We start from the raw sequence: 18172 nt of genomic DNA, 5'->3' as shown, positions 1-18172 counted from the left end.
CGGCCGCCCCCGTCCCGGCACCGTCCCGGCCCGGGACGGCCGTGCCGTCGCCCGCCCGGTGACGGCGAGGAACGAGCACCCGCCCGAGCAACCGCCGACCACGCAAGGCCGGGCGCGCCGCCACCGGCGCGCGGCCAGAAGGGGAGCCTCGATGACCGAACCGCACGTCAACCGGCACCACCTGCCGATCGGGGACCGGCCGCGCCAGCCGGTGACGTCGATCGACGTGCGCGACCAGGACCCGCCGCACACCCCTCCCGAACCGCTGCGGCCACCGAAGGACGCCCCCAACGTCGTGCTCGTCCTCCTTGACGACATGGGCTTCGGCGCGCCCAGCACGTTCGGCGGGCCGTGCCGGATGGCCGCCGCCGACCGGCTCGCCGCGGGCGGCCTCCGGTACACGCGCTTCCACGTCACCTCGCTGTGCTCGCCCACCCGGCAGGCGCTGCTCACCGGCCGCAACCACCACTCGGTGGGGATGGGCGTCACGACCGAGATGGCGAGCGCGGCACCCGGGTACTGCGGCATCCGGCCGCGCAGCGCCGCGACTCTGGCCCAGATCCTGCGCGCCAACGGCTACAACACGGCCGCGTTCGGCAAGTGGCACCAGACGCCCGCGCGCGAGGTGAGCCCGGTCGGCCCCTTCGACCGCTGGCCCACCGGGGAGGGGTTCGAGAAGTTCTACGGCTTCCTGTGCGCGGAGATGAACCACTGGTATCCCGTGCTGTTCGACGGGACCACGCCGGTCGAGCCCGAGCGGCGGCCGGAGGAGGGCTACCACCTCTCCGAGGACCTCGTCGACCGGGCGATCGCGTGGGTGACCGACCAGCGCAGCCTCAGCCCCGGCACGCCCTTCTTCCTCTACCTGCCGTTCGGCGCCACGCACGCCCCCTACCACGTGCCCCGGGAGTACCGGGACAGGTACCGGGGCAGGTTCGACCACGGGTGGGACCGCCAGCGGGAGATCACCCTGCGGCGCCAGAAGGAGCTCGGCGTCGTGCCGGAGGACGCCGAGCTGGCACCGTGGGCGGAGGGCGTACCGCACTGGGACGAACTCTCCGCGGCCGAGCGGCGGGCGGCGGCGTCGCTGATGGAACTGTACGCCGGGTTCGCCGAGCACACCGACGTCCAGGTGGGACGGCTGGTCGACGCGCTGAGCGCGGCCGGGGCCCTGGACGACACGCTGTTCGTCTACGTCCTCGGGGACAACGGGGCCTCGGCCGAGGGCGGTCTGGGCGGCACGCTCAACGAGCACCGCTTCGCCAGCGGCATCCCCGACTCCGCGGAGTTCATCAACGCCCACGCCGACGCCCTCGGCGACGCCACGACCCACGCCCACTACCCGGTCGGGTGGGCTCTCGCGATGAACACGCCCTACCCGTGGACCAAGCAGGTCGCCTCGCACCTCGGGGGGACCCGCGACGGCATGGTGGTGCACTGGCCGAACGGGATCGGCGAGCGCGGCGGGATCCGCCACCAGTACCACCACGTGATCGACGTGCTGCCCACCATCCTCGAAGCCGCCGGCATCCCCGCGCCCGCCATGGTGGACGGCATCGCCCAGCAGGCCGTCGAGGGCACCAGCATGCTGTACAGCTTCAACGACGCCGGGGCGCCGGACCGCCGGCGGCTGCAGTACTTCGAGATGGTCGGCAACCGCGGCATCTACCACGAGGGCTGGCTGGCGGTCACCCGGCACGGCACCCCGTGGGAGATGGTGCAGACCGGGCGCCGCTACTTCGACGACGACGTCTGGGAGCTGTACGACACCAACGTGGACTGGTCCCAGGCGCACGACGTCTCCGCCGAGCACCCCGGCCGGCTGCGCCAGCTTCAGCAGCTCTTCCTCGTCGAGGCCGCCAGGTACAACGTGTTCCCGCTGGACGACCGGATGACCGAGCGGGAGAACCCCAAGGAGGCGGGCCGGCTGGACCTGCACGGCGACCGCCGGACGGTGACGTTCCACGGCCCCGGGCTGCGCCTGACCGAGGAGACCGCGCCGAACGTGAAGAACCGCTCGCACACGATCACGGCCGGCGTCGACGTTCCCGTCGGCGGCGGCGACGGCGTGATCGTGGCCCAGGGCGGCCGCTTCGGCGGCTGGTCCCTGTACCTGCACCGGGGACGGCCCGCCTACGCCTACAACTACTTCGGCCTGCGGGTGGACAAGGTGTCCGGCGGCGACGCTCTGGCGGCCGGGCCGCACGAGGTGCGGCTGGAGTTCGGCTACGACGGTGGGGGAGTAGGCCAGGGCGGAACCGTCACGCTGTCGGTCGACGGAGCGGAGGTCGCCACCGGACGGCTGGCCGCCACCATCCCCTACTACTTCGCCTTCGACGAGACCTTCGACATCGGGGTCGACCGCGCCTCCCCGGTGACGGACGACTATCCCGTCGCCGACAACCGGTTCACCGGGCGGCTGCGGTGGGTGCGCCTCGATCTCGCCGACGACCTGTGCAGCGACGTCCAGAGCGAGGAAGCACGCGCACGGTTCCGGGCCGCCCATGACTGAGCACCACCGGCGCGGCGGGTGCTGTGTCCCATCGGCCGGGGCGCGGGGCGTGCGGCTCCAGGAGACCGTGGTCGCGCGCGCCCCCGGCGCGGGCGGCACCGGCGGGCTGGTCCGCATCCCCGGTGGCGACTTCCTCATGGGCAGCACCGACGAGTTCGCCTACCCGGAGGACGGGGAGGGGCCGGTCCGGCGGGTCGAGGTCGGCCCCTTCTGGATCAGCCCGACGGCGGTGACGAACGCGGAGTTCGCCGCGTTCGCCGACGCCACCGGGCACCGCACGGAGGCCGAACGGTTCGGATGGTCGTTCGTCTTCGCCGGGCTGCTTCCCGACGACTTCCCGCCCACCCGCGGCGTGGCGGCGGCGCCCTGGTGGCGTCAGGTCGAGAACGCGGACTGGCGCCACCCGGCCGGGCCGGGGTCGGACCTGGACGGCCTCGCCGACCATCCCGTCGTCCACGTGTCCTGGAACGACGCCGAAGCGTACTGCGCCTGGGCGGGCCTGCGGCTGCCCACCGAGGCCGAGTGGGAGTTCGCGGCCCGTGGCGGGCTCGCGGGACGCGCCTACCCGTGGGGCGACGAGCGCGAGCCGCACGGCGAGCACCGGATGAACGTGTGGCAGGGGACGTTCCCCCGGGAGAACACCCGCGACGACGGCTGGTACGGCACCTGCCCCGTGGGGGCGTTCCCGCCGAACGGCTTCGGGCTGCACAACATGACCGGGAACGTGTGGGAATGGTGCCGCGACCGCTTCTCGCCGGGCGGTCACCACGGCCCGGCGGCGGATACCCGCCGTAGCCTGCGGGGCGGCTCCTACCTCTGCCACGCGTCCTACTGCCGCCGGTACCGGGTCAGCGCGCGGCAGGGGCTCGCCCCCGATTCATCGATGGGGAACGCCGGCTTCCGCTGCGCCCGCGACGGGTAGGCCCTCCCCCGGGTCCGGGTCCGGGTCCCGGACCGCTTCCGGTTCGCCGCCGTCATGGGGCCAGGCCCGCACGAGGTCGATGAACGCCTGGGCCGTCGGCGAGAGCGCGCCCGGCGGCCAGACGAGGACGCCGCGGCGGGTCAGCGGCGGAGCGAGCGGCACCACCACGGCGCCCAGCCGGCCGGCCTCCCAGGCGAGCCTGCGCGGCAGCAGCGCCGCCCCGGCGCCGCCCAGCACCAGCGGCACGATCGCCGCGCGGTGGGTGGTCTCGACGGCGATCCGCGGCGCGGCCCCCGCGAGGTCCAGTGCGCTGTCGAGGGCGCTCCTGGTGCTGGTGCCGCTCGGAGTGGTGACGAAGTCGAGCCCGGCGAGCTCCTCCAGCCGGAGCGGGTCGCCGGGCACCGCAGCGGCCGGCGGGAACACCGCCAGCAGGTCCTGTTCCGGCAGGTCGAGCAGGCGCATCCCGGCCGCGGCGGTGCCGTGCTCGGTGAGGCCCACCTCGCACCGGCCGCGCCGGACGACGTCGACGACGGCGGCGGTGCTCTCCGCGTCCACGATGTTGAACGTCACCCCGGGGTGCCGGCGTCGGAAGGCCCCGACGAACGACGCGAGCGGATCGACGGCCAGGGTGGTGGTCGCCACGATGTCGAGCCGTCCCGTGACGAGCCCGAGCACCTGCCGGGCCGCCGTCCGCACGAGCGCGAAGTCGTTGATCACCTGCCGGGCGGGCGCGAGCAACGCCTCACCCAGCGGGGTCAGCACCACCCCGCGGCCGACGCGGCGGAAGAGCGGCGACCCCATCTCCCGCTCCAGGACGCTGATGGCGTAGGAGAGCGACGGCTGGGCGATCCGCAGCGAGCTGGCGGCGCTGGTGAAACTCCCGTGGTTCGCGATCGCGAGAAAGTACTCCAGGTGCTTGCGCTCCACATGACCTTCCTACGGTTGGGGGCAGCGGCGGCCGCTCGCCGTCCGCCGGACGCGCACCGCGCGGCGGCCGGCACCCTCCGGGCGCCATGTAGCAGGGTAGGCGGCCGGGGGGCGGCGTCACTCGGCCGGTCCCGCGCCGTGATACCCGCCGATGGGAGCATCAGCGGGTACCCCGGCGTGGGAGCGATGACGATCCGGCCGCGCGGACCGAACACGGTCCGCACCGTTTCGGGGTGACCCCTTCCTTGGGCGGGCCGCCGCGTGCAGTCGGCCGGCCGCAAGCGCGACGCGGTATCGGCGTAGCGCGGCCTGCGAGGTGGTACCCGACCTCGTTCGGCCACTTCGGCGGGCTGCACGCCGTGCGGGCGCAGCGCGCGCCGTGGCCGGCCACTGGCCGAGTCCGGACGCCGACCGGAAGGCCCGCGTGATGGTGCGGGGGCGCACGCCCAGCCGCGACGTTTAAGCGGCCGGCGTCGTCGAATCGGCCGGGTCGACGCGCACGCGGCGACGATGGGAGCCGGCAGTGGGGAGTCCGGTACCCGCAGCGGCGGTTCATGCCGGGCGGCTCAGCACGTCCGACACGATCGCCTCCGTCCTCGCACGCGCATCCGGGGGCGCGGTCCTCGCGGTCGAGCGGGAGGCGCACAAGCGCCCGCGCCGTCAGCCGGACGCGGGCGCCCAGCGGCGGATGGCGTCGATCGTCGTCTCCGGGGAGGTGTTGAAACACAACCGGATTCCGGGTGCCGCCTCGGTCAGGACGTTGACCAGCCGCTCGAAGAGCAGGGTGTGCTCGGGGTCCATCCGGATGCCGCCGCCGATCATGGCGATGCCGAAGCCGCCCGTGGACAGCCGTTCGCGCACGGTCCGCTCGGCCGCCACCGGGTCGGTGCCGACCAGGCACGTCTCCGCGTCGATGCCCGCGCCGCGCAGCGCCGCGTTCCCCTGCTCGATCCGCGCGGTCAGTGTCGCCTCGTCCAGCCCCGGATACCTGTCGTAGTCGATCGCACTCGGGTGCAGACCGATCGTCAGAACCTTCGCCATGTTCGTCGCTCCTGCCGGCCGGGACGGGTTCCGACGAACCCTACAACCGCCCGCCCGCGCCGCGCGGAAGGCGGCTCGGCGGCACTACCGGCGGATGCGGAAGGCCCGGGGCGGGCACGTCCACGACCGGCCCCTGCGATCCGCCTTCTCCTCCAGCCGCAGGGCGACCCCCAAGGCGAAGAAGGTCGGGGCCCATTCGCCCACGAAGATGCCCCACCGGTCGGCGCGCTCGGTGGACTCGGCGCGGGTGGAGGCGATCCAGGACAGGATGCTGAGCCCGATGGAGGCGGCTCCCGCCGTGTAGGCCATGGTCGAGGTGATCCCGATGTCGGAGAGCTTGCTGATCATGTGACCTCCTTGGTGACAGGGGGCCACTGACCCTGACCACGTCAACCGGACCTCCTGCGCGGTTCAGGAACACGAAAGGCGCGGGTCGGCGCGGACGCCGCGGCCGGCCGCTTCCGGTGCCCGGGGATTCGGCGGGGCGGTCGTTTTCGGCCGGGCGTCAGCCGGAGTGCGGAGCACGGTGCCCACGCCGCCAGGTGCGCGTGGGAGCGGGCGGGCGGCGATTCGACAGCAGGCCGGTGATCTCGTCGGCGGAGGAGAGCAGCGTGGGCAGGTGGTCCAGCAGTTCGTCGCCGTGTGCGCAGTGCTTGTTCTCGACCAGGGTCACCGAGCCGGCCGGGCGGCGGCCACCGAAGACGGGCACGGCGAGGGCGCGGGACGAGGCGTCGTACTCTCCCTGGGAGAGCGCGTACCCCTTGGCCAGGGTCTCGTCGAAGAGGGCCTCCACCTCGTGCTCGTCGTAGGGGGTGAGTTCGGAGTAGCGGGCGGAGGGGCGGCCGGCCAGCAGAGCGCGGCGTTCGGCCGGTTCGAGGAAGGCGAAGTGCGCCCGGGAGGTGGCGCCGACGTGGGCCGGGTAGAGCTCGTCGACGAACGGGTGCGACCGTCGCGGTCCCTCCGTGCCGCTGACCGCCGCGATGCAGCGGACATGGGCTCCGTCGGGCACGCAGAACAGGGCGGTGCGGCCGCTGCGCCGGGCGAGGTCGGCGAGCGTCGGCTCCGCGAGGGCGGAGAGTCCGCCGGACCGTTCCCACAGGGCGGCGATGCGCCACACGGCCGGTCCCATGCTGTAGCGCCGGGTGTCGGGGTCGGCGCGCAGGAAGCCCTTGCCCGCCAGGGACGCGAGCAGCCGCTGCGCGGTCGACTTCGACAGCCCGAACTCCGCGGCGAGTTCGAGCACACCCCAGCTGGAGCGGAACTCGTCGAAGCTGAGGAGCACGTCGAGGGCACGGTCGACGGTCTGCAGCGGGCCGGGTCCGTCGTGAGAGCCGGTGGTCATGGCCACTCCCTACGGTGTCCAGAATGTCCCCAGAAGTTAACTTCTGGATTGAAATCCGATCTTAACTCCCAGATAGTGGGAAACAGTTGCCGTCCCGGACTACCGGAATGCAGCCTGGGCAGCGTGCCCGGACGCGGCGGCCCGCGTTCCCCGGCCTCTCACCAGCAACGATCCGCCCGCCGTGGACACGGCCCCTCCCCAAGGACAGACATGGAACCGTCCGTTCGTGGTTCGGCGACCGAACCCCAGAGCCCGGATACCGAACGGCATCCGGGCGCGTTCGAGCCCCTCGTCGTGGTCGTCACCGTCCTGGTGAGCCTGCTCGGCGCCATCATCGGCATCCACATGATCACGACGCTGGGCGTCTCCCCGAACACGAGCGTCATCGGCGCGGTCATCGCCATGCTCATCGGCCGGGTCGGGATACTGGGGCTGCGCGCCTTCCGCAACACCAACCGGCAGAACCTCATCCAGTCGTCGATCTCCGGCGCGACGTTCTCCGCGGCCAACTCCCTCCTCACCCCGATCGCCATCCCGTTCCTCTTCGGCCGGTCCGACCTGGTGTGGCCGATGCTCCTGGGCGCCTCCCTGGGCCTGCTCATCGACGTGTTCGTCCTGTACCGCGCGTTCGGCTCCCGGTTCCTGCCCGCGGACGCCGCGTGGCCTCCGGGCGTCGCGGCGGCCGAGACCATCAAGGCGGGCGACCGGGGCGGCAAGCAAGCGGCCCTGCTGCTCGGCAGCGGCGTGTTCGGGGTCGGCGCGTCCTTCCTCGGGATGCCCATGTCCGCCGCTGGCATCGCGATGATCGGCAACATCTGGGCGCTGCTGATGTTCGCCGTCGGGCTGCTCGTCTCGCAGTACGCACCGGCCGTCATCGGCACCGATCTCAGCGAGCTCTACGTACCGCACGGTGTCATGATCGGCGCCGGTGTGGTCGCCCTCGGCCAGATCGCCGTCATTTTGGCCGGGCGGCAGAGCCGGCGGGAGGCCGACCGGGAGGCCAGGCGGGCGCGGGCCGCGGAGCAGGACCCCTCACTCGCCTACACGGTGAGCCGCAGACGGCTGGGCCGGACGCTGACCTCGGGCTACGTGCTGTTCGTCCTGGGCGCCCTCGTCCTCGCCGTCACCGGCGGCGTCTGGGCGGAAATGAGCTGGTGGGGCATCATCGGCTTCGTCCTCTTCGCAGGGGTCGCCGCCCTCGTCCACGAGCTGATCGTCGGGCTGGCCGCCATGCACGCGGGCTGGTTCCCCGCGTTCGCCGTCACCCTGATCTTCCTCATCCTCGGCCTGGCCATGGACATCCCGGCCGTGCCGCTGGCCCTGCTGGTCGGGTACTGCGCCGCCACCGGCCCGGCCTTCGCCGACATGGGCTACGACTTCAAGGCCGGGTGGATCCTGCGCCGCGACCGCCGCCCCTACACCGCCTTCGAACTCGACGGGCGCCGCCAGCAGCTCTTCTCCTCCATGATCGGCTTCGCCGTCGCCATCGGCATGGTCGCGCTGCTGTGGGAAGGGCTCTTCGAGGACGGCGCCCTCCCGCCGACGGCCGCCGTCTACGCCGACACCATCAAGGCGGGCCTGACCGACACATCGGTCCTCGTCCAGATGGCCCTGTGGGCCATCCCCGGCGCCCTCGTGCAGCTGCTCGGCGGCCCCCGCCGCCAGATGGGCGTCCTGCTCGCCACCGGCCTCCTCGTGGCGACGCCGAACGCGGGGTGGCTCGTGCTCGCCGGGCTCGCGATCCGCCTCGTGTGGGAGCGCCGCCGCGGCGCGAAGGGCGAGCAGGAGATCTCGCTGGTCGGCGCCGGTCTCATCGCCGGCGACTCCGTGCACTCCGTGGGCACCATCTTCAGCCGCTGACCGGAGGAACCATGACACGACTCGGCATCATCACCATCGGCCAGGCGCCGCGTCCCGACCTGACGCCGGAGATCGCCGCCCTGCTCCCGGGGATCGACCTCGTCGAACGCGGCGTGCTCGACGGCATGACGGCCGCCGACATCGCGGCGCGGGGGCCGCGCTCCGGCGAGCACGCGCTCACCACCCGGCTCGCGGACGGGTCCGCCGTCGTCATCGGCGAGTCCCTCGTGGTCGAGCGGCTGCCCGGGCTGCTCGCCGAGGTCGAGCGGGAGACCGACGCGGTGCTGCTGGCCTGCACCGGAAGCTTCCCCGAGCCGGCGCACACCAAGCCGCTGTTCGTCCCGGACCGGATGATCGCTTTCGGTGCCGCCGCCCTGACCGGCGACGGCGGGTGCGTCGGCGTCATCTGCCCGCTGCCCGAACAGCAGGCGGACACGGTCGCGAAGTTCGCCCGGCGGCTGCCGGCCGGCTCCCGGGTGATCACGGACGTGTGCTCGCCCTACACCGGGTCGCGCACCGACCTGGCCGGCGCCGCGCGCAGGCTCGCCGAAGCGGGCGCCGACGTCCTCGCCCTGGACTGCGTGGGCTACAGCGAGGCGATGCGCGCGCAGGTCGCCGCCGAGTCGGGGCTGCCGGTCGTGCTGGCGCGCTCGGTCTGCGTCCGCATCGCTTCGGAGGTCCTGGACTCGCTGCGGGCCGCGACGGCGGTGGCGTCGTGAGGATCGGAGTCATCCGGGTCGTCACCACCGACGACGACGCCTACCTGAACGCCCACGGCGACCTCATCCGGGCCGAGTACGGGGCGGACGTGGACACCGTCTCGCGGTGCATACCCGGCCAGCCGGACGGGGTCCACGACGACGCGACCTTCGCCCGCGCCTCCGTCAAGGTCGCCGACCTCGCCGCGCGGATGGAGCGCGAGGACGCGGTGGACGCCCTGCTCATCAGTTGCGCCGCCGACCCCGGACTCGCGCGGGCCCGCGAACGCGTCCGCGTCCCCGTCATCGGCGCCGGGTCGGCCGCCGCCCGGCGCGCACTGGAACTCGGCGAGCGGGTGGGCGTCCTGGACCTCACCCCCCGGACCCCGGAATCGGTCGCGTCCGTGCTCGGCGACCGCCGGGTCGCCGCGCTCGTGCCCGAGGGCGTGACGAGGACCCACGACCTGCTCGGCCGCGCGGGCGTCGAGGCATCGGTCCGGGCCGCCGGCCGCCTGGTGGAGATGGGGGCGGGGACCATCATGTTCGCCTGCACCGGGATGAGCACCATCGGCCTGGCCGCCGAGCTGGCCGGGCGGATCGACGTCCCGGTGGTCGACGCGGTCCGCGCCGGCGCGGAGGCCGCCCTGGCCGCCGCGGCACGCTGAGGCCGCGACCGGCCGCGCCACCGTCCCCGCGAGGGACGCCCGACCGCCGTCCGCCGCGAACCACGACGCGCCCGCGCGCGGACGGCGACCCACCGACCTATGGAAGGGGAACACCCATGTCCTGGAGCCACGTCATCGGGGCCTACGACCTGCTCGACACCCCGGCGGCCGACGGTGCCGCCGTGGCGGAGTACCTGCGCGCCCACGGGGCGAGCGCGGCGGAGATCGCGGTCGAGACGGTCACCGGCGAGCAGGGCTCGACCGACTTCGTCCGCGTGACCGTCCCCGGCGTGGAGGGGGCCACCGCCGGGGGAACGGCGCCCACCCTGGGCATCATCGGCCGGCTGGGCGGCCTGGGCGCCCGGCCCGAGCAGATCGGCTTCGTCAGCGACGGCGACGGCGCACTGACCACGGTCGCGGCCGCCGCGAAACTCCTGGACATGCGGCGCCGCGGCGACGTCCTGCCGGGCGACGTCGTCCTGGCGACGCACATCGACCCGGACGCGCCGACCCGCCCACACGACCCCGTTCCCTTCATGAGCTCGGTCGTGGACCAGCACGTCAGCAACGAGCACGAGGTCCTCGCCGGCATGGACGCGATCCTGTCGGTCGACACCACCAAGGGCAACCGGGTCTGCAACCACCACGGCATCGCGATCACGCCGACGGTCGTCGACGGCTGGATCGTGCGCGTTCCCGAGTCGCTGCTCGACGTCGTGTCCCGGACGACGGGCCGCCCGCCGGTCGTGATGCCGCTGACGATGCAGGACATCACCCCCTACGGCAACGGCGTGTACCACGTGAACTCGATCCTGCAGCCGTCCACCGCGACGACCGCCCCGGTGGTGGGCGTCGCCATCGTCACCGAGACCGCCGTGGCCGGCTCCGCGACCGGCGCCACGGACCTGGGCAGTGTGGAGACCGCCGTCCGGTTCGTCATCGAGACCGCCAAGGACTTCGGCCGGGGCATCGCCCGGTTCGTCGACGCCGACGAGGTGGGCCGCCTGCGCGAACTCTACGGGAGCATGTCGCACCTCCGGGGCACGGCGACCGCGCACGCCGGCTGAGCCGGGCCGGTGCGGTGGGCGGGCGCCGCCGCGTGCGGGTCCCTCAGCCCAGCTCGGCCAGCCGCCGCACGGCGGGTGCGGCGGTGTCCTCGATCCACCTGGCCGCCTCGTGGGCGGCGGCGGACACGATGACCGTCTCGATGCCGGCCGCCGCGTACTCGGCCATGACGGTGGTGAAGCCGTCGAGGTCGCCGTCGCGGAGGGTGTCCCCGGTGTAGAGGGCCGTCCTGCGGATCTCCGCATGGTCCCGGCCGACGTCGTCGCAGTGGCGGCGCAGGACGTCGAGCTTGTGGCGGAGTTCGGTGGGGGTGCCGACGACCAGGTTGCAGGCGTCCGCGTATTGGGCGACGAGCCGGAGGGTCTTCTTCTCCCCGGCCCCGCCGATCATGATCTCCGGGTGCGGGGTGCTGACCGGCGGCGGTACGCAGCGGGTCTCGGCCAGCCGGTAGTACCGGCCCTCGAACGGGCCGTTCTCCCGTGGGTCCCACATCTGCCGGCAGATCCGCAGCGTCTCCTCCAGGCGCTCGAACCGCTCGGCCGTCGGCGGGAACGGGATGCCCAGCCCGGTGTGCTCGCGTTCGTACCACGCCGCCCCGATGCCGAGGGTGGCCCGGCCGCCGGAGAGGACGTCGAGGGTGGTGACGATCTTGGCCAGCAGGCCGGGGTAGCGGTAGGTGACGCCGGTGACCAGCGCGCCGAGCCGCACGGTGGAGGTGTGGGCGGCGAGGTGGCCCAGGGTCGTGTACGCCTCCAGCATGGCGCTCTCGGGGCCGCCGGCCATCTCCATCTGGAAGTAATGGTCCATCACCGAGAGCCAGCCCACCCCGGCCGCTTCGGCGGCGGCGCCGGCCGCCGCCAGTTCGCCGCCCAGGGCGCCCGGCCCCTGCGGGTGGTCGAAGCCCATGATGTGGATGCCCAGCCGCATGTCCGCCTCCCAGCCGATGGAACAAGGAGCAGGACGTCGACGCGCCCGTCCCGGGACGACCGCACGCGCCCGCCGCGCCGCGTCATGCCCGCCGTCTCCGCACACTACCGCCGGGGCACCCGCCGCGCCCTGTACCGGCCACGGGCGCGTCACGGTGTCCTGGCGACCTCCGACGGCGCCGAGCCGCCGGTTCCCGGTCCGCCCGCAGCACTCCGCCGACGGCATCGACCCCTGGGGCGGCGCCGTCGGTCGCGGGTCGTGGCGGAAGTGCGCCCACGGCTCGGCGGCCGCGCGCCCGTGGCGTCCGTCGTCCCCACCTCACCCTCCTCGCCCTCGATACGCGTGTGGGAGTCCCAGATGCAGAACCGGTCGTCCGCCGCCTGGGTCGCGCTGAGGCCGTTGGCCGGCCGCGACCACACGCGGAGCGCGTAGATCGGATCGGTCGGCCGGTACCCCACCTCGGGGTCGCCGCCGCTGGATGCGATGTACCAGACCCCGGGGTCCCGGGCGAAAGCGGAGGGGACCGGGATGGTCGCCCGCACGTCGTCGTTCCGCTGCGCCGTCCGGCCGGCCGGACGCCCGGCCGGCCGCTCGTCGGTGCCCGGCATGGTCGCATCGCCATCGAGGCGCGGGGCGGCCGGGCTGAACGGGGCGAGCAATGTGGCGGCCGTGACCACCGTCCCGGCCACGAACGGGCGAGGCGACCATGCCGCCACCGCCCTTCGGATCAGGCGGCGCACGCCGGGCGCGGGTGGCCGCCACGGAGGCTACCCTCGGATGTACCCCCCGTTGCCGCACGTCACCGCAGGAGCAGCCCCTCATGAGCCCCGAGAAGCAGCAGACCCCCGCCGCCGCGAACGGGGCGGTCGTGTGCGAGGACGGCCTGGCCCGCCCGCAGTGGGCGGCGGCCGATCCGCTGCTGCGCGAGTACTACGACACCGAGTGGGGCATGCCGGTCCGCGACGAGCGGGGCATGTTCGAGCGCATCAGCCTGGAGGCGTTCCAGGCCGGGCTGTCGTGGGCCACCATCCTGCGCAAGCGTCCCGCCTTCCGGGCGGCCTTCCACGACTTCGACCCCGACACCGTGGCCGCCTACACCGAGGACGACGTGCGGCGCCTCATGGCCGACGCCGGCATCGTGCGGAACGAGCAGAAGATCCGCGCGACCATCGGCAACGCCCGGGCCACCGTGGCGCTGCGTCAGGAGGGCGGTCTGGTCGCGTTCGTCTGGTCGTTCCAGCCGGAGAAGACCCCCGAGCCGCGGACGGCCGCGGAGATCCCCACCCGTTCCGCGGAGTCGGCCGCGCTGTCCAAGGCGCTGCGCGCCAAGGGTTTCACGTTCACCGGCCCCACCACCATGTTCGCGCTGATGGAGGCCGTCGGCATCGTCGACACCCATCTGGTGGACAGCCACCGGCGTGGCAGCTCGGGCGTGTGGCCCACGGCGGGCGCCCGGCCGTGAGGCCGGCGCGGCTCCGGGGCGGGCCCGGCCGCGCCGGGCTCTCACTGCTCGCCGGGCCGACGGGCGGCGGTGACCGGAGGGAACGGCGTTCCGGCGGCGAAGCGGCCGGGACGGAAACCCGCCAGTAGCGCGGCGGGCCGGCCGGTGTCCAGTTCCTCGGCCGCGAGCGCGCCGAGGAGCGGGGCCAGAGTGACGCCGCTGTGGCTGACCAGCACGTAAACCGCCGGGTGGCCGTCCAGCGGCCCCGCGACGGTGAACCCGTCGGCCGGCAGCACCCGGCGGCCGGTGACGACGGTCTCGATTCCGGGCGCCGGACCTCCGGCGAGCACGGCGGCGAGCCGATCGTGGAACGCCGCACCGAGCGCCGGGTCCGGGGCCGCGTCCGGATCGGCGGCGGCGTCCAGCTCCAGCGCCTGGACGAGCAGCCGGCCGCCGGGCCACGGCCGCAGGTTGACCTCGTCGGTCGTGACGACGCCGCGCACACCCGAGTCCGTGGCAGCGGTGACCGCCAGCAGTCCCATGGCGGCGTTGCCGCGGGCCGGAGCGACCATCGGCACCGTGGCGCCGAGCCCGGCCAGCAGCGCCGGGGTGCCGTTGCCCGCGCAGCACACCACCCGGTCGGCGTGGAGGCGTTCCCCCGACGCCAGGACCGCCTCCGCGCCGTCCGTCCGCTCGGTGAGGCCGACGGCCCGCGCGCCGAACCGCACGTCCGCGCCCAGCGCGGCGGCCTCCGCCAGCAGCGCATCGGCCAGCGCGGCGGGGTCGCAGTGCGCCTCCTCCGGGAACAGCGCGACGTCGGCGTCCGCCGGGACCCGCAGCCGCGGCTCGCGGCTGCGGGCCTCGGCCGGGGTGAGCCACCGTACCGGGTAGCCGCGCTCCATCAATCGCCCGACCCGCGTGCGCAGCTCCGCACGGTGCCGCGGGTCCACCGCCCACTCCAGGTGGCCGAAGGGGTGGAACCATGCCGCGTCGCGCCCGTGATCACGGGCCCGGCGGGCCAGTTCGTGGTGCGCGGCCACACCGGCGGCGTTGAGGTCGTGATAGTCCGGGCGGGGTTTCCGGTTGGCGTTGACCCAGGCGAAGCTGGTGCCAGAGGTGCCGGACGCGGCCCGCGGCTCGGCCTCGACCAGGGTGACGCCGACGCCGCGGCGGGCGAGGGCCGCCGCAGTGGCGGCCCCCATGACCCCGGCGCCGATGACCAGGCACTGCATGTCGTCCTCCGCTTCTGACTCGGTGGCGCCGCGGTGGGCGGCGCCGGTCGTCACACGGCGCCGCCGTCGCCGGGGGAGGTGATCGGCGGGATGCCGACCCGCAGCCGGCGCGGTACGCGTCCGTCCGGTGGTGGGTGGTGGGTGGTGGGCTCAGGATCAGTGTGGCCGATCCCCGGTTCCATGGTCGGTTCTCTCGGGCCGGGCGCGGACTGCGGGGGCGGGATGTGTTCGCCGTCGCGGGCACGACGCCCGGGGAGTCGGCGACCGGGACCGGGCCGTGCCCGGGACGGCCCCGGCCGACGCGCGTCTCGTCTTGGTTCTGTCCGCGTACTGAGCGGCGTCCGGGGGGCTTCGGCCAATGACCTAGGGGCGGCGCGGGTGGTTCCACGGTGCTGTTGTCGCCCGGATAGTTGATTGGCGGCATGCCGGGTTCCGCGCCCGTCCGGTGGGGTGGCGGGGGTCAGGATCAGTGTTGCCGATCCCCGGTTCGACGGTCGATTCTCTCGGGCCGGGCGTGAACGGCGGCGCGGTCGGCGCGACGCGTTCCGCCGTTGCGGGCACGGTGCCGGGGGAGTCGGTGGCTGGGACCGTGCCGCGCCCCATGGATCGCGGGGACTGCCCGGGACGCGCCGGCCGACGCGGCGGTCCCGTCTGAGGTCTGCCCGGGTACTGAGCGGCGTCCGGGGTTCTGCGGTCGCTGACTTGGGGGCGCTGCGGTGGGCGGCGCGGGTGGTTCCACGGTGCTGCCGTCGCCGGGGGAGGTTCGGCGGGATGCCGGGTTCCGCGCCCGTCCGGTAGCGGGTGTCAGGACCAGCGTGGCGGATCACTGGTTCGGTGGTCGGTTCTCTCGGGCCGGGCGCGAACTGCGGGACGGTCGGCGCGACGCGTCCTGCTGTTTCGGGCACGGTGCCAAGGGAGTTGGTGACTGGGACCGGGCCGCGCCTGATGGATCGGGGAGTGCCCCGGCCGACGCGCGTCCCGTCTTGGGTCTGCTCTGTACTGAGCGGCGTCCGGGGGGCCTTCGGCCGCTGACTCGCGGGCGCTGCGGTGGGCGGCGCCGGTCGTCACATGGTGCTGCCGTCGCCGGGGGAGGTGATCGGCGGGATGCCGAACCCGCAGCCGGCGCGGTACGCACTCGTCCGGTGGTGGGTGGCGGGTGTCAGGACCAGTGTGGCGGATCACTGGTTCGGTGGTCGGTTCTCTCGGGTCGGGCGCGAACTGTGGGGGCGGGATGTGTTCACTGTTGCCGGCGCGGTGACGGGGGGCGGCGACTCGGGCCGCGGCTGATGGTTCGGGGAGTGTCCCGGCTGACGTGCGTCTCGTCTTGGGTCTGTGCGCGTATTGAGCGGCGTCCGGGGTTCTGCGGTCGCTGACTTGGGGGCGCTGCGGTGGGCGGCGCCGGTCGTCACACGGTGCTGCCGTCGCGGGGGAGGTGTTCGGCGGGATGCCGGGTTCCGCGCCCGTCCGGTGGCGGGCGTCAGGACCAGTGTGGCGGATCACCGGTTCCATGGTCGGTTCTCTCGGGTCGGGCGCGAACTGCGGGACGGTCGGCGCGACGCGTCCTGCTGTTTCGGGCACGGTGCCCGGCGAGTCGGTGACTGGGACCGGGCCGCGCCTGATGGATCGGGGAGTGCCCCGGCCGATGCGGCGGTCTCGTCTGAGGTCGGCCTGTCGGCTGAGCGGCGTCCGGAGCCTTGGGCCGTCTGCACCGGGACGAACTCGTGGGCCTCGGACTCCGATTGCACGGCGTCGCCGCTGCTGCGCGCGATGAGTGTCCCGGCTTTGACCGTGTGCTGTACGCCCGTGTGCAGGGATGACGCCCAGGCGGCCGGGGAGCGGGTGACTAGGACCGGGTCGCGCCTCATGGATCGGGGAGTGCCCCGGCCGACGCGCGTCTCGTCTCGGGTCTGCCCGCCTACTGCACGGCGTCGGGGAGCCTTCGGTCGCCTGCACCGGGACGAACTCCTGGGCCTCGGACTCCGATTGCACGGCCCCGCCGCTGCTGCGCCCGATGTGCGTCCCGGCTTTGACCGTGCGCCGTACGTCCGTGTGCAGGGGCGACGACCAGGCGACCGCGGAGTCGATCCGGTCGACATGAGCGGCACGGGCATGCCGTCGCACGCGATCGCGATTCCGCCCGTGTCCGGTGCACACCGTGCTGAACGGTCCCCCGGCGGCGATCCCCGCGCCTTCGACGTCACGGGGTGCAGAGGCGGACGGCACCGCGCTGGGCGACGGGATCGCCGTCGGAGGTCTCGGTGAGCGTCCCCGCCACCACCAGGTCGGTGGTCCCGGGCACTCGCACCACTGACGTGCGCTCCAGCGGATTGGGGGCGGCGTCGTGATGGACGCGGTCCGGTGGCGCCAGCGCGTCCACGTCGTAGGGGGCCGGCACGCCGTCGGCGCCGCGGTGCACGAGGGTGCCGTCGATGGCGGGGGGATACGGGAGCACTCCGCCATCGCCGCGGGTGATCCACAGGCCGCCGGTGCCGTCGCCGGTCACGCTGAGATAGGAACGGTCCGGATCGTCGAGGGTCACCCGCCACCGGGAGCCGTCCCAGTGTGCGAGGACGGCCCCGTGCACCGAAGAGAGCCCGTCGGGGTTGAGCAGCCGCCCCACCGCCCAGACGTCGTCGGTGGCCTCGGCGTGCACGTCGGTGAACTCGTAGCGGTCACGGTCGCCGGTGCCGGTGGGGAGCGGCTGCTCCGGTACCGGCATCGGCCGCCACTCCGTGCCGTCCCAGCGCTCGGCGGTGAGCTGCCGGCCGTCGGTGCCGACCGCGAAGACGTCGCGCGGGCCGACGGCCGCGAGTTCGTACCCGGTGGCCGGTGCCGCCGCCGCCACCCACTCCGTGCCGTCGAAGTGCAGCACCTCGCGGGTCGCGCCGGGGCCGCCGCGCCCTGACGTCTCGGCGCCGATCTCGGCGACCAGCCACACGTCATCGGGGGCGATGACCTCCAGGTCGGTCACGATGCGCGGCTCGGCGCCCTCGGCGGACCGCAGGGCGGGGTCCAGCAGGTCGGTCAGAACGTACCGGCGCCACCGTGAGCCGTCGTGGTGCATCGCCGTGTACTCGGCCGGATCCGCGATGAACCACTCGGCCCGCTCCACATCCGCGGCCTCCTCGCCGACGACCCACAGGTCGTCGGGGCCGGAAGCGGCGGCGGCCAGCGTCGCGCCCGGCCACGAGGCGGGGAGGTCGAGTTCGTGCCACGCCCGGCCGTCCCAGCGCAGGCCGCGCGGGACGGGATTCGCGTCGCCGCCGTACGGGTCTGTCCCGGCCGGATAGAAGGTTCCGAAGGCCCAGACGTGCCGCGGCCCGCCCGCTGCGACCGCGGTGAAACCGCCGTCGGCGTCCGCCGTCGGCGGCGGATCGATGCGGTCGCAGCGCGTACCCGCCGGGGGACCGGCGTCGGCGGCCAGCAGTGTGGCGACGGCGACCGCCGCCGTGACCGTCGCCGCCAGGCCGCCGGCCGTCCCCCGCCCGCTCAGGGCGCCGTTCCGGGTGCGATCGGTCATGCTCGACGTTCCTCCTGTCC

The 18172-nt window shown here is 74.2% G+C and carries 14 protein-coding genes; 7 read left to right on the top strand and 7 right to left on the bottom strand.

Translation table 11 applies throughout. The features are described 5' to 3' along the window. The first annotated feature begins 151 nt into the window (after positions 1-151). Entirely contained in the window at positions 152-2512 is a 2361-nt protein-coding gene (locus tag ACFQRF_RS14225; protein WP_379871557.1) for an arylsulfatase, read from the top strand. Beyond that, positions 2505-3434: a formylglycine-generating enzyme family protein gene (locus tag ACFQRF_RS14220; RefSeq protein ID WP_379871556.1), complete on the top strand. Its 930-nt coding sequence runs from the start codon at positions 2505-2507 to the stop codon at positions 3432-3434. Before ACFQRF_RS14225 ends, ACFQRF_RS14220 begins: the two co-directional genes overlap by 8 nt. Here the strand turns inward: ACFQRF_RS14220 and ACFQRF_RS14215 are convergent. The 4 genes from ACFQRF_RS14215 to ACFQRF_RS14200 form a co-directional block, all read right to left on the bottom strand. Then, a complete protein-coding gene (locus ACFQRF_RS14215) occupies positions 3390-4361 on the bottom strand; it encodes a LysR family transcriptional regulator (RefSeq protein ID WP_379871555.1) in 972 nt (323 codons plus the stop codon). The two genes, ACFQRF_RS14220 and ACFQRF_RS14215, sit on opposite strands and share 45 nt — an antisense overlap. A 660-nt stretch (positions 4362-5021) precedes the next feature. Continuing rightward, the gene (locus tag ACFQRF_RS14210) at positions 5022-5402 is read right to left on the bottom strand and encodes a hypothetical protein (RefSeq protein WP_379871554.1); all 381 of its coding nucleotides are present in this window, start codon (positions 5400-5402) and stop codon (positions 5022-5024) included. Positions 5403-5486: 84 nt separating this feature from the next. Beyond that, positions 5487-5750: a hypothetical protein gene (locus ACFQRF_RS14205; RefSeq protein ID WP_379871553.1), complete on the bottom strand. Its 264-nt coding sequence runs from the start codon at positions 5748-5750 to the stop codon at positions 5487-5489. 157 nt (positions 5751-5907) lie between these two features. Next, on the bottom strand, positions 5908-6744 hold the full coding sequence (locus tag ACFQRF_RS14200) for an IclR family transcriptional regulator (RefSeq protein ID WP_379871552.1): 837 nt from the start codon (positions 6742-6744) through the stop codon (positions 5908-5910). A gap of 210 nt (positions 6745-6954) precedes the next feature. Here ACFQRF_RS14200 and ACFQRF_RS14195 point away from each other — a divergent pair, with 210 nt between their 5' ends. The 4 genes from ACFQRF_RS14195 (at position 6955) to ACFQRF_RS14180 (ending at position 11034) form a co-directional block, all read left to right on the top strand. Then, positions 6955-8604: an OPT/YSL family transporter gene (locus ACFQRF_RS14195; RefSeq protein ID WP_379871551.1), complete on the top strand. Its 1650-nt coding sequence runs from the start codon at positions 6955-6957 to the stop codon at positions 8602-8604. Between the two features lie 11 nt (positions 8605-8615). Further along, positions 8616-9323: an AroM family protein gene (locus ACFQRF_RS14190; protein ID WP_379871550.1), complete on the top strand. Its 708-nt coding sequence runs from the start codon at positions 8616-8618 to the stop codon at positions 9321-9323. Further along, entirely contained in the window at positions 9320-9967 is a 648-nt protein-coding gene (locus ACFQRF_RS14185) for an aspartate/glutamate racemase family protein (RefSeq protein WP_379871549.1), read from the top strand. Before ACFQRF_RS14190 ends, ACFQRF_RS14185 begins: the two co-directional genes overlap by 4 nt. 116 nt (positions 9968-10083) lie before the next feature. Beyond that, positions 10084-11034 (top strand): DUF1177 domain-containing protein, encoded by a 951-nt coding sequence (locus ACFQRF_RS14180; protein WP_379871548.1) that lies wholly within the window; start codon positions 10084-10086, stop codon positions 11032-11034. 43 nt (positions 11035-11077) lie between these two features. On the opposite strand, the gene ACFQRF_RS14175 is transcribed toward ACFQRF_RS14180, so the two are convergent. Then, a complete protein-coding gene (locus ACFQRF_RS14175) occupies positions 11078-11959 on the bottom strand; it encodes an LLM class F420-dependent oxidoreductase (protein WP_379871547.1) in 882 nt (293 codons plus the stop codon). Positions 11960-12779: 820 nt separating this feature from the next. On the opposite strand from ACFQRF_RS14175, the gene ACFQRF_RS14170 reads away from it, so the two are divergent. Beyond that, entirely contained in the window at positions 12780-13421 is a 642-nt protein-coding gene (locus ACFQRF_RS14170; protein ID WP_379871546.1) for a DNA-3-methyladenine glycosylase I, read from the top strand. A gap of 41 nt (positions 13422-13462) precedes the next feature. Here the strand turns inward: ACFQRF_RS14170 and ACFQRF_RS14165 are convergent, their stop codons facing one another. Together ACFQRF_RS14165 and ACFQRF_RS14160 are read right to left on the bottom strand one after the other, a co-directional pair. Beyond that, positions 13463-14686, bottom strand: a complete 1224-nt coding sequence (locus ACFQRF_RS14165) for an NAD(P)/FAD-dependent oxidoreductase (RefSeq protein ID WP_379871545.1) — start codon at positions 14684-14686, stop codon at positions 13463-13465. A gap of 2143 nt (positions 14687-16829) precedes the next feature. Further along, the gene (locus ACFQRF_RS14160) at positions 16830-18152 is read right to left on the bottom strand and encodes a hypothetical protein (protein WP_379871544.1); all 1323 of its coding nucleotides are present in this window, start codon (positions 18150-18152) and stop codon (positions 16830-16832) included. Between the last annotated feature and the right edge of the window lie 20 nt (positions 18153-18172).

Source organism: Marinactinospora rubrisoli (genome assembly GCF_042664915.1).
GTDB classification, from domain to species: Bacteria; Actinomycetota; Actinomycetes; order Streptosporangiales; family Streptosporangiaceae; genus Marinitenerispora; species Marinitenerispora rubrisoli.
This window is presented reverse-complemented; position numbering and strand designations above follow the sequence as displayed.